Source organism: Nitrososphaera viennensis EN76 (assembly GCF_000698785.1).
Taxonomy (GTDB): domain Archaea; phylum Thermoproteota; class Nitrososphaeria; order Nitrososphaerales; family Nitrososphaeraceae; genus Nitrososphaera; species Nitrososphaera viennensis.
This window is the reverse complement of the sequence record NZ_CP007536.1, coordinates 2,072,911-2,087,674: the sequence shown is the minus strand read 5'-3', so window position 1 is coordinate 2,087,674 and position 14,764 is coordinate 2,072,911. Positions and strand designations below refer to the sequence as shown.

Annotated in this window: 13 protein-coding genes; 8 read left to right on the top strand and 5 right to left on the bottom strand. The window is 54.5% G+C overall.

Going from position 1 to position 14,764, the window contains the following annotated elements:
* Window positions 1–119: 119 nt before the first annotated feature.
* Window positions 120–464 carry a hypothetical protein gene (locus tag NVIE_RS11875; RefSeq protein WP_075055445.1) on the bottom strand — a complete coding sequence of 115 codons (345 nt, stop codon included), beginning with the start codon at window positions 462–464 and terminating at the stop codon, window positions 120–122.
* 10 nt (window positions 465–474) lie between these two features.
* Window positions 475–1,059 (bottom strand): hypothetical protein, encoded by a 585-nt coding sequence (locus NVIE_RS11870; protein ID WP_144239703.1) that lies wholly within the window; start codon window positions 1,057–1,059, stop codon window positions 475–477.
* Window positions 1,060–1,306: 247 nt separating this feature from the next.
* Between NVIE_RS11870 and NVIE_RS11865 the strand changes: the two genes are divergently transcribed.
* The 5 genes from NVIE_RS11865 to NVIE_RS11850 all read left to right on the top strand — a co-directional run bounded on the left by NVIE_RS11865 (window position 1,307) and on the right by NVIE_RS11850 (window position 8,510).
* Window positions 1,307–3,013: a hypothetical protein gene (locus NVIE_RS11865; RefSeq protein WP_075055443.1), complete on the top strand. Its 1,707-nt coding sequence runs from the start codon at window positions 1,307–1,309 to the stop codon at window positions 3,011–3,013.
* 100 nt (window positions 3,014–3,113) lie between these two features.
* Window positions 3,114–3,293 (top strand): hypothetical protein, encoded by a 180-nt coding sequence (locus NVIE_RS15965; protein ID WP_227717366.1) that lies wholly within the window; start codon window positions 3,114–3,116, stop codon window positions 3,291–3,293.
* Window positions 3,256–6,015: a DEAD/DEAH box helicase gene (locus NVIE_RS11860; RefSeq protein WP_075056182.1), complete on the top strand. Its 2,760-nt coding sequence runs from the start codon at window positions 3,256–3,258 to the stop codon at window positions 6,013–6,015. The genes NVIE_RS15965 and NVIE_RS11860 overlap by 38 nt, the downstream gene beginning before the upstream one ends.
* Window positions 6,016–6,862: 847 nt before the next feature.
* Window positions 6,863–7,321, top strand: coding sequence for a CBS domain-containing protein (locus tag NVIE_RS11855; protein ID WP_075055442.1), 459 nt, complete (start codon window positions 6,863–6,865; stop codon window positions 7,319–7,321).
* 916 nt (window positions 7,322–8,237) lie between these two features.
* Window positions 8,238–8,510, top strand: coding sequence for a hypothetical protein (locus tag NVIE_RS11850; protein ID WP_075055441.1), 273 nt, complete (start codon window positions 8,238–8,240; stop codon window positions 8,508–8,510).
* 30 nt (window positions 8,511–8,540) lie between these two features.
* On the opposite strand, the gene NVIE_RS11845 is transcribed toward NVIE_RS11850, so the two are convergent.
* The gene (locus NVIE_RS11845; protein ID WP_075055440.1) at window positions 8,541–9,782 is read right to left on the bottom strand and encodes a carboxylate-amine ligase; all 1,242 of its coding nucleotides are present in this window, start codon (window positions 9,780–9,782) and stop codon (window positions 8,541–8,543) included.
* Window positions 9,783–9,824: 42 nt separating this feature from the next.
* A complete protein-coding gene (locus NVIE_RS11840) occupies window positions 9,825–11,270 on the bottom strand; it encodes a hypothetical protein (RefSeq protein ID WP_075055439.1) in 1,446 nt (481 codons plus the stop codon).
* Window positions 11,271–11,378: 108 nt separating this feature from the next.
* On the opposite strand from NVIE_RS11840, the gene NVIE_RS11835 reads away from it, so the two are divergent.
* Window positions 11,379–12,359: an ABC transporter ATP-binding protein gene (locus NVIE_RS11835; protein WP_075055438.1), complete on the top strand. Its 981-nt coding sequence runs from the start codon at window positions 11,379–11,381 to the stop codon at window positions 12,357–12,359.
* Here the strand turns inward: NVIE_RS11835 and NVIE_RS11830 are convergent.
* Window positions 12,343–13,110 (bottom strand): ABC transporter permease, encoded by a 768-nt coding sequence (locus NVIE_RS11830; protein WP_075055437.1) that lies wholly within the window; start codon window positions 13,108–13,110, stop codon window positions 12,343–12,345. The two genes, NVIE_RS11835 and NVIE_RS11830, sit on opposite strands and share 17 nt — an antisense overlap.
* 293 nt (window positions 13,111–13,403) lie before the next feature.
* On the opposite strand from NVIE_RS11830, the gene NVIE_RS11825 reads away from it, so the two are divergent.
* Entirely contained in the window at window positions 13,404–14,138 is a 735-nt protein-coding gene (locus NVIE_RS11825) for a zinc-ribbon domain-containing protein (protein ID WP_084790806.1), read from the top strand.
* Window positions 14,139–14,232: 94 nt separating this feature from the next.
* A complete protein-coding gene (locus NVIE_RS11820) occupies window positions 14,233–14,733 on the top strand; it encodes a VOC family protein (RefSeq protein ID WP_075055436.1) in 501 nt (166 codons plus the stop codon).
* The last annotated feature ends 31 nt before the right edge of the window (window positions 14,734–14,764 follow it).

Here is a 14,764-nt window from a genome sequence, read left to right as displayed (position 1 = left end):
TATTGTACGTCAGCCTCAAGGCAAGGGCTGCAATCGCCATAGCGTTCGCAGCGGCCGTTGCCTATATGCTGTTTTTGCGATGCTGCCCCTGTAAAAAGAGGGGAGGGAGGACACGCGCGTCACCACGGAAGCGGGAACCACTTGAGGCTTGATTCCGCAAGCCCTGTTGCCACAGCAAGCGATACCAGAAAGAGCGCCAGCCACAGCTTCATGGTGCCGACGCGTTCTTTGTTGCGCATTGCAATGTACAGGCCCACCCACAGCACGGCCCACGTTATCTCGCTGTACATGAATATGCCCCCATATTGCGCCGCCGGCCCATACGGGACAAGCCATTGCTGGTCCTTGCGGACAAATGTGAGCACGCCCATCACCACCATCGCTACCGAGGCAGAGAGAAACGCCGCGGCGACCTTGCCCGAAACTGCCACAGACATGCCGATGCGTGTTGTTGTTGTCGTCATTTGTTCTTCTTCACCCCTGCACCGACGCGATCTTGGTCGGGACTATGCCCATGAGCGAAATGAAAAGAGCATACATTATTGCAAGCGAGATCATTACCATCAGCACACTCTTGACAGCCCTGTCTGTGAACATCCGGTCGTTGTAGTGCCATGCAAGGTACGCGATGAGCCCTGCCCACATCGGGCCCAGAAGCCCCATGTACTCCATCGATTCAAACATCGGCTCGTGGGCAAACGGGAAGGTTTGCCTTATCTTTGACTTGGCGCTGTCTGGATCAGGCAGCCTGTACTCGATGTATCCTATCGTCCCTGTCAGGTCTATAAGAAACACCGAAGCTGCCGCTGCTATGGAGAGGATCTTGAGCATGTTGACGGCTCCTTGCTGCCTCTCGCTGCTGAAGGCCAAAAGCCCGATGAAACCTGCGCCAGACATTACGGCAAAGACCGTAAAGTAGTCGTGCAGTATCATGACGCTTTCCAGCTTTTTGTCCACAAGCTGGCCAAGCACCATTATGCCCAGCGATACGACTACGGTTCCAAAAACCGTCAGTATGAGCATTGACCTGGTTGCGGTTAATGTTTCAGATTTTAACACAAGGTCTGCTTGTAAAATTTCTCTGGATTTTAAGGTATGAAGGTTTTTCCATGCTGATTATCAATCGGGAGACTCTCGCCAGAGAATCAAATGTTGATTTATAGTACGGTAGCTGGATAACTGCCAAACTTTTGCAAAAGCAGCATCATAGATGCCTTTTACGGAAAAAAGTCTCATAACGTCTGCCTATTCTCAATGCCGAAAATCGCGACTTGGTTTATAAGCGCTCCAGAAAAGCTTGCCCGGCATGGCATACGTAAAGGTAGGAAAGGTTGTGCCACTGGTTCTTCTGGCAATGCTTGCAGGTTCAATAGCTACCGTCGCAGGACCGGCTATGACGACGACAAGAGCATTTGCCCATACAGACGATCCGGTGGATTTCATTACCAACATCGAGTATATCCGCGGCCATCTTGAAAAGGCCATAGAGAACAAGAAAGCAGGCAACAACACTCTGGCAACGGCCCACGCGGGCCACCCGGTGGAAGAGGTCTATACCCTCGTCAGGGCAGACATACAGGGAGACGATGCGGCCCTCAACACCAAGCTTGAAGGCGACCTGAACGCGCTCTTTGGGCAGATAGAGAACATGACTGCAACGGACGTCGAGGCCAAGGTGGCAGACATCAACACCAGCCTGGACAGCGCAGTGACCAAGGTGGTCGGCCAGGAAAGCAGCAGCAACAACACGGCCCTGTGGGCTCAGGTTGCGATGAGCCTGCTTAACACTTCTGTAGAGGAATACAAGGAAGGCGTGTCAAACGGCACCATCACTCTGATGATAGAATACCAGGACGCAAACGCCTTCATCCACAGGGCGGAGGTGATCTTTGGCGGCATCAAGGCAAGCATGCCGGCGCACGAGGCGGAGGAAGTCGAGGAGTTCTTTGGCAACCTGAACGAGCTGACGGCGGCAAAGGCGGACCCTGAGCAGGTAGAGACCGTAGTAGGCGGCATCAACCACGGGTTCGAGGAGGCGTTCGAGCTTGGCGGCACGGCCGTCGACTCTGAGAAGGCCAGTTTTGCGGCCAACGTCGAGATGATAAAGGGCCACATGTCCCAGGCGATCAAGAACGTCGTGAACAACAATTACGAGCTTGCGGCCGCGCACGCAGGCCACCCGATAGCAGAGCACTATGCGCTGCTAAAGACGGAGGTCAGCGAGCACAACCAGGCCCTTGACGGCAGCTTGGAAACAGCCCTGACAGACTTTGCGGCCAAGATCAAGAGCATGTCTGCGGACGAGACGAGGATGCAGGTGGTCAAGGTAACAAGGCTGCTCAACATGGCAACGTCAGACGTCGTCACTAAAGAAACATGGGCAGACTTTAAGTTCAGGGCGGCGGTGGCCAACTCGCTCCTGTCCACCGTGCAGGAAGAGTATGCAGAGGCCATCCAGGGCGGCAAGATTGCCCAGATGGTAGAGTACCAGGACGCAGAGGCATTTGCGGCCAGGGCAAACGTCCTGTTCAGGACATTCCAGGCCCAGATTCCGGCGCACGAGGCGCAGGAAGCAAAGGAGATCTTTGCAGACCTCAAGGCAGGCATGAGAAACGCGCAAGAGCCGGCGGCAATCAACACCCTCGTGCAGGGAGCCATCCACGAGATCCAGGAAGGCGCAGGCATCAAGGCGCAGGCAGGGCACCACGAGCCGACCTCTGCAGAGTTTATCGCCAAGATCGAGGCCTTGATGGGCGAGCTCAAGCAAGAATACGCGGCAGGCAACTATGCCAAGGCAGACAGCCTTGCGGTAGAGGCGTACCTGGACAACTTTGAGCACGTCGAGGGCCCGCTCGCTGACGCAGGCCAGAGAGAGCTCATGGAAGAGATCGAGCAGTTGATGAGGGTCCAGCTGAGGGAATTGATACGCGACAAGGTCCCGGCTGACCAGCTCAACGCCCACGTCGCCACCATACTCGACAAGATCGAACAGGCAGAGCAGGCGCTTGCATAAAAAAGCCCTGTCCGGGTCCCCGGACGGGCCTCCTTCCTTCTTTTCCCTTTTTTCCGGACAAAACGAATGTATTTATTGATGCACGTCAAAGTTGATAGGGATGGTGGGCGAAGCGATTGCAAATTTCGATCCCTACGTCGGCGTCGCCATAGGGCTATTTGTGGTCGGGCTTTTCGCAGTCATGGTTTATGAAAAATCAAGCAGCAAGTCCAAGCAGCAACAGCAGCAGCGCGCAGCTGCAGATGCCGACGACAAGCGTAGTAGCAGTAGCAGCTCTTGACCAGGTAATCCACGCCAAGTTTTCCAGGGAAGGCTTTACAGAGCTAACCGCGATCCAGAAAAAGGCGCTCCCAGTCATTTCCAGAAAGATAAACTGCCTGCTGGTTGCGCCCACCGGCTCAGGCAAGACCGAGGCGGCGGTTATGCCCGTGTTTTCGATGCTGTCGCACGCAAAGGGCGAGAAGGGCACAATCAGGGCGATGTACATAACGCCGCTGCGCGCCCTCAACAACGACGTGCTCCGCAGGATCGTGAAATACGCAGAGTCAGACGGCCTGCGGGTGGAGATACGGCACGGCGACACCACGGCGGCGGCAAAAAAGAAAATAGTGGACAACCCGCCCGACGTCCTGATAACCACGCCCGAGTCGCTTGCAGTGGTCCTGACAAGCGACAAGATGCTTGCCGCCCTTAAGGGGCTTGAATACGTCATCATCGACGAGGTGCACGAGCTCGTGCCTTCCGAGCGCGGGTCGCACCTGTCAATATCTTTGGAGCGGCTGCAGGCCGTGTCGCAGAGGCAGGTTTCGAGGATAGGGCTTTCTGCCACCGTAGGAAACCTGAAGGAGGCCGCGCAGTTTGTGTCAGGCGCAGGCAGGAAACACGCGGTGCTGGTGGACGGCTCGGCAAGGGGCTATGACATTGACGTGAAATATGTAAAGGGCTCGCTCAACAACGTCGCCCATTTCGTGGTCCAGTACGTGAAGGAAAGCAGGGTGGAAGGCTCTGTCCTTCTGTTTACAAACACCCGCGACGAGGCAGAGTACCTGGGCACGATGCTGAAAAACCAGTCTGATGTCAAGGTGGACATCCACCACGGCTCGCTGTCAAAGGAGATGCGCGAAGAAACAGAGCATACGCTGCGCGCAGGCGAGGCAGGGATAGTGGTGTGCACGAGCTCTCTGGAGCTTGGCCTTGACATAGGCTCTGTCGACCTTGTGATACACTACGGCTCGCCAAGGCAGGTTTCAAAACTGATGCAGAGGATAGGGCGCAGCAGGCACAAGCAGCGCACCTTTGCCAAGGGTCTGATAGTCACGAACAACGCCGACGACGAGATAGAGGCGCTTGCAATAATCAACCGCATGAAGCAGGGCTCGATGGAGGAGCAAAAGATGCACGAGGGCGCGCTTGACGCGATGGCGCACCACCTAGTCGGCCTTGCGATGCAGAAGCGCGACCCCGTCAAGGTGGAAGACGCGTACGAGCTTGTGACCCGGGCGCACCCGTTCCGGAACGTCAGCCTCTTTGACCTTGAAAGCTGCCTTGACATCCTTGCCGGCCACAACGTGATAAAATTCGACAGGGAAAACCGCACGTACACGCGAAAAGTCAAGGCGTACAAGTACTACTTTGAGAACCTCTCGATGATACCCCACGTCTTAAAGTTCGAGGTCATCGACACGATAAGCAAGCGCAGGATAGGGACTCTAGACCAGCAGTTTGTAGGAGACTATGGCGAGCGCGGCAACGTCTTTGTGCTAAAGGGCTCGCAGTGGCGCGTGCTTTCGGTGGACGAGGGCAGGATGGTCGTCAACGTCGAGCCGTTGCACGGCGCGGCGATAAACATACCGTACTGGGTCGGCGAGATGATACCGGTCGACGCAAGGACGGCAGAGGAGGTCGGCGGCATCCGCAACAGGGCGGCAAAAGGAGTCGTAAAACTGTCGACCGACCTCATAGAAAATGCCAGGCAGCAGCTTGGCGTCATCCCGGACGCAAAAAACGTCGTGGTCGAAAGTTTCACTGCAAGGAACATGCTCGTGATGCACTCGGCCTTTGGGTCGAAGGTGAACAACACCCTTGCGTCCCTGCTTTCCACGATACTTTCGTCGCAGCTGGGCTACGTGGTAGAGTCGCGCTCTGACGCATACCGCATCATGCTCACGTCAAGCGCAAGGATGGCAAAGGGCAGGATTGAAGCTGCGCTAAACGACGTCTACGACCTGGAGCCGGTCATAATCGCGTCGCTTGCCGGCACGCACCAGATAAACTGGAAGGTGTGGATGGTCGCCAAGAGGTTTGGGATGATTGCAAGGGAGGCAGTCTATGACAAAAAGGCGGCGCGCATGATCTATGACCGCTATTCAAAGACGCCTGTCAGCTCCGAGTCGATAAGGGAGCTCATCCACGACAAGTACGACATCGAGCAGACAAGAAAAGTCCTTGCAGACATCAAGGAGGGCTCAATAAAGATGCACTGGCTTGAAGTCACGAAATTCTCGGACCTTGCAAGGCCGATAATGGAGCACTCTGCAAAATCTGCCGCGGCTCCCCAGAGCATCGAAAAGGGGGCGATAGAGCTCGTGAAGGAAAGGCTGGAAAAGACAAAGCACAGGCTCGTCTGCATCCGGTGCGGGAAATGGGAGCGCGTGATGGAGACAAGGAAGGCGCCGGAGGAAATAGCGTGCCCGTCGTGCAGGTCAAAGCTGGTGACTGCCACTTTCTGGTCGGACTATGACATGTCAAAGATAATCCAGCGCAGGCTTGCAGGCGGCAAGCTGTCAGAGGAGGAGAACCACCGGTTTGAGCGTGCGTGGAAGGTGGCGTCGCTTGTCAACAACTTTGGGAGGAAGGCGCTGGTCGTCCTTGCGGGCCACGGCGTCGGCGCCGACACGGCAGCAAGGATACTGCGCAACTACATCGACGACGACCAGGTGTACCGCAGCATATACGAGGCAGAAAAGCAGTACGTGATCACCCGCGGCTTTTGGAATGATTAGAATATTGCGCATGTTTTATGTGCCGTATACAAGGCGCGTGCATAAGGCCAAATTTTGAGCGTGCATAAATGCATAAAATGAGCACGGCCGTGCATAAAACCCCCAACCACCCCCCCCCCGCATGAAATGCGTTCAAAAGAAACGCTCCCGCACATGTTTTGGACACGGCTTGCGCTAGCTGGCATCATCAAGTATTGTTGGCGCGTCAGGTATTAAGGAACTAATTTAAGGTTGGGTTTGTGCCTCCTTTGAGGATATTATACAGTTTTTGATCGAAGAGTACAAGAAAAAATAGCTTTTGAAGGACTTGGACTGAACTGGACATCCGAAGCAGGACCTCTATATGCGGATAAAGGAGGCGCGGATGTATATGTCGCGTGGGTGCCACTCTGTACCATCATCTGATAGCAAATATTCTCAGAGTATGCAAACCTTAGAAGGTCTTCCTCTTTGCTTCATCTTTAGTTCTCTTAGCTATCGCTTGATTGGTGTAACAACCTTTCCCTCTCGCCGGCATGATTGATAAGGAAACTCGATTTGCGGAGCGTACAATCCTTCGAGCGGGGGTTAGATGCGCCTTGCGTTTTACAAGGAAAATTTGTAAAGAGAAAAGAGAAAAGAGAAAAGAGAAAAAAGGAAGAACGGCTATTTTTAGTGCTTATTGGATTGCGGGCAGTGTGTGTACGTCGGCCCAAACGCTAACCTGAAGCAACTTGCCTTGCGTGTCTTGTGTAATGACAGTCAGGTTAAAGAACTAAAGGTATTCTCTTTTATTAGAGACAGTCGTATATTAGTTATGAAAACATCTGAGAATCTCTCGATAGTTGGGAGAGAAGGATGATTCAGAATGGATAAAGAGAGCGCTCTCACAACAGTAGAATCGATAATGACGCGCCCCCCGTTGGACACTGCTGGCCCCTCAAAATCCATCCAAGATATTGCAATTCAGATGAAAGAAAAGGGCAGAGGAGGAATAATAATAGTCGATGACGATGCCAAGCCCATTGGGATAATTACAGAAAGAGACATTGTTAGAAAGGTACTGGCAGAATACAAGGATCCGAAAAACGTGCGGGCATCAGATGTCATGTCGCAACCTCTTGTCACAGTAGGACCTGAAGTGCACGTTTCTGAAGCCTCGCTAATAATGGCGAAATACAACATACGGAGGCTGCCAATAGTTGTAGATAACAGGCTGACTGGCATAGTAACATTGAAGGACCTTGGCAAGAAAATGTACGAGAAATCAAGAAGAGAAGATCCCGAGCTAATGTACATGTCGCAATTTCCTCTCTTGGCACAATAGAATTCCCCCGCTCCAGCCACACCCTCGCACATGTACACACACACCCAAAGGTAAGGCACAAGGAAAATGTTGGTTGATCCTACGTGTGGGTTTATCAGGAATGGCATTAGGAAGCTTCAACCCTTCAGAACAGAGAGAGTCTGGAGAGAGAGCAACCTCTGCATGCTAGGCAACACGCCAAGAACATTAAACGAGGGGTTCTAAGCAAAGTTGTTCCCCACTTGGATGGCAAGCCTGGCGAGGCAATGGTGGTGGTAGTAGTAGTCAGCACAATCGTAGATAGTTTCATCGGGTGCCAGACGTAAGCAACACCCGTTTGACACCGTAAACCCCTTTTCCGGACCCAGCCATTTGTGGTCATAATCGGCGGGGCCAACTATTTCTCAAGACTATGGCTGATGCGTGTGTAGAGATTTACACTTTGTGAGTGTTATTATGTCTGCAGCGCTAGAAAATCATTGCACCAGCGCTCGCCTGCTAAACTGTAGAATCATCCCGCGCTCGCTGTCGATTTCGATGCGACTGACCTCTTCTGACGTCATTGGGACATGGGATCTGATGGCCGCCTTGCACACTGGGCATGATTCAATAGTGTCTTTTGTGCTTAGACAGGAACAAGACCACTTGCAATTGTCACAAAGTTCCAGAATGATGGTCGGGTAGAGCTCTTCAGTTTCGAATGGCAGTATGAGGCTCTCTGGAGATTCCCTCATTTTTCCGAGCGGTCTAAAGATGACGCTCGTACTAAAACCTTCTCTGAAAAGAATGACAGTGTGCTAGAAAGTGGTACAGTCAGTTCGTAGGGGTTATCGATGTGACTGGATGGATTTCCGCCCAGTCAAAATGACCTTGATCCAAAACGTACGAACCTATGATCATTACATGCGTGCCGGCAGCAGGAATGTTGAGACCCTGAATGATAGAAGAAATGAAACATTTGCCGCTAATGGCAGAGCAAGCATCCGAAAGTTGCAATAGGGACAGTTTTGAAGATGTCCTTAAGCGGCTACTGGACGAGCGAGAAAAGGCGGCATCAAACAGGATCACACACCTATTGGCACCAGTTTCAATACGTCCAAGGCGTGCGGAGACTGCGGGGTTGTTCCCTAGTTCGATACTTTCGACTTTGGCAGAGCAAGCTGCAAAGGATGTGAAGACTGAGGACAAGAAGGAGGACGACAAAAAGTGAGTGGAGAAGTTAGCCAGCACACATACTGGGTCAGAATATCGGCCTGTTGTTCCGCGTCTTTTCCCACACGTCTGCAATCACTTCTGCAAGCGTCTTTTCAATGGAACCATTAAACTTTGTCTGCCACAAATGTGCCACGTACTCGCCGGCGGTGGTCCTGTTTTCAATCCTGCTCTCAAGGATGTTGAGAAACGCGGGTTTTATCCCAAGGTCTGCAAGCCCCTTTTTCGCAAGTTCTATCTGGTGCCTGGCAGTCTGGGCGACGTCAAAGTGCGTCTTGGCGCCAAAGCCCGACCTCACCACCGACTGGCGCTCCTCCCTGAGTGCGGCAAGCGGCCGAAGCTCGCGCTCTTCGTGTATCGCCTTTTGCAGGTAGCCGATAAAGAGCTCTATCATGGCCATCATGGTCCGGGGCGTCGGCTGGACCGACATGACCCTCGTCTCGACCCTGTACGAGCTGGCGTTCAGCCGTATGCGGCAGTCGTCGTGCCGCTCCTTTTCCATCTCGAGATAATCCTTGGCAATGACGGGCTTTCTTGAAATGATGTAGTCGATGTAGTCCTCCACGCCTGCAAGGTAGCGCGGTATGCCGGGAAACCCAGAGTTCTGCTGCTCGGACTGGTCGTACATGAACAGACGCGGCTCGTGGAGCGAGAACACCCTGCCGGCAAAGAGCCGGCTGTTTGCGCCAAGCAGTATCACGGACGGTATCAGGTTGAGGATGTGGTTGAACATCATTGCCGTGAAATGCGGGTTTCTGCCCTGCAGGCGGAGGTGGAAGCCCTGGATGGCCGACGCGACGTGCACCGCCCTGAACTTTTGCCCGTCCATCTCGATGTCGGGAAGCTTTTTCTGCCAGCGCGCAAGCCTTGCGTAGCGGGGCTTGGGAGTTATCAGGCCGTCGGCAAGGGCAAAGGGCGACGGGTTTGCGCCGAGGAATACAGGTATCACGTCCCTGCCGGCTTTTTTCACCGCCCTTTCAAGGTGCTCGATGAATTCCTCAAACTGCAGGTTCAGGCCCTCGATCTCGCCCATCGACACGGGGCCGGTCTTGAATTCAAGCTGGCAGATGCCGTACTCATAGTCTATCAGGTGCCGGCGCGACAGGTGCTCTATCACGGGGGCTGCGTTTGCCGGCCTGCCGTCTTTTCCGTCGAGCAGGCACATCTCGATCTCGACTCCGACGCGAAAAGTCTCGTCGCGCCTTCCGGCGTGCCTCCTGATGCGCGACTTGAGCTCGTCTGCCTGCTTGAAGATTTTCGAGCGCGCCAAGAGATCAATATATATACGTCTCGCGCTCTTTCTGGGTTTCTTCTACCCCAGGTGGATAACTGAGGAATACGGGCGCAGCGTCAGTTCCGTGGTGCCTTCCCTCCCCGCGCCGGCAGTCACGCCTACCAGCTTGACCCTGTCGCCCACCGCCAGCTTGTTTACCGCAGAGCTCTGGTTGCGCCAGCCCACCAGGCGGATCTGGCCCGTGTCGTCGCCAAGAAGCGTCGAAGTGACAGGCACGGTCTCGCCCGACTTTAGATTAACATCAGAAGTGGAAGGGGCCTGCAAGACGATGGCTTCAAGCACGACTGGCGCAGGCTCGCTTGTAGCGACGATGTCCTTTATCTTGGCCTCAAACTTGTCAAGCGACGGAAACGACGGGTCCTCGTCCGTGACGCGCAGGTACGAGTCCTCCTTTGAAAGCGTGACTGCGTTGCCGAAAATCCTGCTTGGCACGCACTCTATCATCGCACCAGTGGACAGTTGATTCTGGCTTGCCACCCCGTTGTCTATGGTCAGCGTGAGCGCCCTTGCCGCCCTGTCGACTGCAAGGCAGAGAAAGCTTCCCCGGCCCGTCTCTTCTCCCACCGATATTATCCGCAGGGGCATCACGTCCACGTCCTGCTGCGAGCCGGAAAATTCAAGGATGGTGCCCTCGTCGCCGTGCAGCTCAAAGTCGCCGTTTCCAAACTGCGGGTTGCCCTGCTTTATCCTGACCCCGACCAGCCTGACCTTCGAGCCGGTCTTGAAGACCTTGGGCACCCTCGACTCGTCGACGTTCCATACAACCGCCCGCAACGTGCGCGTATTTGCCTCGTTTGATATTTGTAATTGCAATGACTTGCTTGCCTCGCCACGCTGGTTCACAAAGTCAGAGATCCTTGGGTTTGCGTTCACGACGCCTGTGATTACTGCAGAGTCCTGCACTTCCTTTACATCGTCTACCGCCATGGCAAGCGAGTCTATAGGAGGGATGTCCGAGTCGCCCTGCGCCACCTCAATTGCGCTGTAGCTGCCAAGGTTGACGACGGGCTTGCCGTCAAGGCCGGCGCGGACGTAGCCCTTTATTATTTTCACGAGGTCGCCTGCCTGCAGGCCCATCTCGTCAGGCACGCCCACCTGCTTGTCCCACAGCTTGACCTTCACCCTGGCGCCCTTGTCGTAGATGACAAGCGTGCGCGTCGACGACTGCTCGTTGGTCTCTTTCTTGGTAAACTTGTAAGGCGGGTAGATGTTCATGATGCGGCCCGTGATTGTTACGTCTTTGGCCCCGACGTACAGGTCTTTCAACCCGGACTGCACCTTGGGCATGCTGTCAAAAGAGATGCCAAGGTCGGCCGCGACGAGGAACAGCGCGCCCTGGTCGGTCAGGTAGCCGGCGCCCACCTTGCGCTTTTTTTCGTCAACCATGTCGCGGATTGCCTCTGCCGTCAGCTCTGGCTTTTGTTTCAGCAGCACGTTTACCATGTCAATGAAGCTTAGCGACAAGCGAATTTCCTCAGCCCAAGAGACATCTTGGAGAACTTGCTAATATATATTCAGAAATAAAAAGGGAGAATATCATATTAGCCGGCCCACTTTTATTAACGCGAGCCGATGGAAAACAACAACAATAGTTGCATCAGCGTTTCGCAGCTGCGCATGGACTATGGCCGCGTAAGGGCCGTGGACGGCGTGTCGTTTGACGTCGGCTATGGCAGGGTGTTCGGGTTCCTCGGCCCAAACGGCGCAGGCAAGACCACCACCATCAAGGTGCTGACAACACTTGTGCACCCCACTTCCGGCGACGTCCAGATATTTGGCAGGGACGTCGTGAAACACGCAAGGGAGATAAAAAAGCGAATAGGGGTAGTCCTTCAGGAGCCAAGCTTTGAGGGAAACGTGACCGTGGAAAAGTCCCTCGACCTGTACGGCATGATGTGGGGCGTGCCGGGCGAAAAGAGGCGCGACAGGGTGCGCGAGCTTTTGGAGCAGTTTGACCTGTCCGAGATCCGCGGCATGAAGAACGACGAGCTTTCGATAGGCCAGAGGAGGCGCGTGCAGGTCGCAAGGGAGTTCATGCACGACATGGACCTCTTGTTCTTGGACGAGCCCACGGTCGGACTCGACCCTGCGGCAAGGCGCCTGCTCCTCGACTACGTCAAGAGGCACGTGCACGGCGGCCTGACCGTGTTTTTCACGACGCACATCATGGAAGAGGTGGAATACCTGTGCGACGAGATTGCGATAATCAACAAGGGCAGGATGATGGCGATAGACACGCCGGCGGGCCTGAAGCAAAAGTACGGCGGGATAAAGGCAGTCGAGATCAAACTGAAGGACGTAACCGCGCAGTCGGCCATGAGCATCATAAGCTCGATAGCCAATGATGGCGGCCAGTCGGTCATCGAAGTCCCTGCAAAGGACACGGTAAGGATAAGCTCCAAGGACGCGCAGGACGTGCTTGTCAGGGCGATAGAGGCGCTTGCAAGAAACGGCGTCCAGATGGAAATGGTGTCTGTCAACCCGCCGACGCTTGAAGAAGTTTTCCTGACCGTGGTAAACAGCGGCGGCGATGGCGCTAGATCTTCATCCTGAGGATCGACATCGTCGCAAGCAGGAACGTGCCGGCAGTCGCGGCGGATATCACGCCCACCTCGACGTTTGTAAAGAACGTTACCTGGTTAAAGACGCCGGCGCGGGTGATGTCGACGATGTAGGTCAGAGGGTTTGCGTAAAAGGCGGCCCCAAGTTCCGCAGGCACCCCTTCTGACGGGTAGAACGCGGAACTGACAAACGAGAAGAACAGAAACACGCTGTTTACGATCACGTTAAAGCCCTCGCTGCTCTTCAGCCGCGTCGATATTATGATCGCAATCGAGCCAAAGAATATCGCGCCCACGATTAGCGCGTAGAGCACGTACAGCGAGCCTACGAGCGTCGGCTGCGCGCTCCCAATGAGCGTGGGCGAGCCGGCAAGGAGTATCAGGCTGGCGCTTGCAAGGCCCATCAGCATTATGGTCACTATGTTGCCAAGGACGTACTCCATGCGCGCAAAAGGCATCACCAGTATCTGCTTGAACATGCCGTTCTTCTTGTCGTTCCAGATGATGCTGCCGGCCACCGTGCTAGAGTTCATCATGTTAAAGCCGATCATGCCGGCGGCAAGGTACGCGGGGTACGGGACGCTTGCGCTCCCTATTGCGACTCCCTGCCCGCCCAGGAGCCCCGCGTACGAGTAGCCGGCGATAAAGATGTAGATTATGGGAAACACCACCTGCCATATCAGGAACACCTTGTCTATCGAGGCGACGAGGTTCCGGTAGAGCAGGACCGCGACGGCGTTCACGCCGTCTTGCAGCGGTTTTTGGTATATTAATCATAAAGATGCAAACAAGAAATAAGCGAGGTTTTGCTAGCAGCAGCCGCATCCGCACGGCTCTGACTCGCAACATGAATCTGTGCAGCACTTGTCCTCTTCTTTTTCCGCGCCCTCTTGTGCCTTCATTGTTTCACCTCTTCATTAGTTTACTAAGGAAACTATTTAAGTGGTCGAGTATCCGCCGCTACAGCTACTGTAAGGACGGAAACTGGCACGTGCACGATTTAAATAACAAACCGACGCGGTGAAAGCTATCGAATATGATGGCAGCAGGAGAAGAGGACATGGCCGAGAAAAAATTGCGCGGCTCTGGAGGTTACGCTATTGCAAAGGTCAGCGACGACGAGCAAAAGATGGCCAACCTCGGCGGGCCGGAGTTGTTCCTTGCCGGCATCGGCAGGCTTGACGCTGACAGGTTTGTAAAATATTTCTGCAACAAGTGCGAGCGCGACTTTGAGGGCGCGCCCACCCTCAGCTACGACAACCCCAACGAGGATCTGGGCGAGGGCGTGACGCTCGTGGAAAAGGGCGAGTACAAGTGCAGGGCGTGCAGCGCGACCATCGCGCAGTACCGCAAGTTCAGCGCGCCGGCGCAGGCGCCGCCGCAGGTGGCGCCAAAGGCAGAGATAGCCCCCGCGCCAGAAAGTGCGATCACGCCGGTGCCGGCCGCAGTCATTTCGCCGACGCAGGATGGGGGTTTTGTTTCGATAAGCCAGCTTGTGGGCATGTCCGCGTACGACGGCGAGGCGATGCTCGTGGGCAAGATAGAGGAGGTCGGCCTGAGAAAGCAGGGTGGCAGGGCGACGATATCAGTCAAAATAGTTTCTAACGCTGGAGAAAAGAAGGAAGTGCAGTGGGACGGCATTTCAAAGATAGGAGACATTGTGCTCCTAAAGGCGGCTGGCGCTCCGGCGCAAGCAGGCAAGTGCCCGTCGTGCGGCTACCAGAACGAGGCTGGCGCGGCATTCTGCGAAGAGTGCGGCGCCAAGCTGTAAAATTCTCTATGTGTGTGTGCGCGTATGTTTCCACTGGAAACTGCAATGTGCGCCATATTTCTTTTATATCCTGAAGCCATGGTAACAGTACGCGTTGCCCAGAGCGTTTAATCATGTTGCAATCTCTGTCACCGACATGGATGTCGCAGTGGCATGGTACAGAGATGTAATGGACATGACAGTCCTGCTGGGACCTGTGGAAATCTCTGCATCCTCCGCTACAACCGATCCTGCTCTTGTCAACGTCGTGAAGAATGTGTTTGGCCCTAATATTGGGAAGTTCAAGTTATGCCACCTAAGTTCTGCCAATGGCGTGGGCGTAGAACTATTTCAATTCATTGAACCGAAAGGAGTACGCAGGGAGAACAATTTTGAATACTGGAAAACGGGGTTTTACCATATCGCGGTGACGGAGCCAGATATTGAAAAACTGGCGCAAAGGATTGCGAGTTCCGGCGGAAGGCAACGAACGGGCATACTTGAACTTGCACCTTCAAGTGGCAGGAAGATCTGCTTCTGCGAAGATCCATTCGGCAACGTAATCGAAATTTACTCCCACAGTTACGAACAGTTCTGGTCCAACGTGCAATTGTGACGACGGCCTGCGACCTGCTTGCCTTGACTTG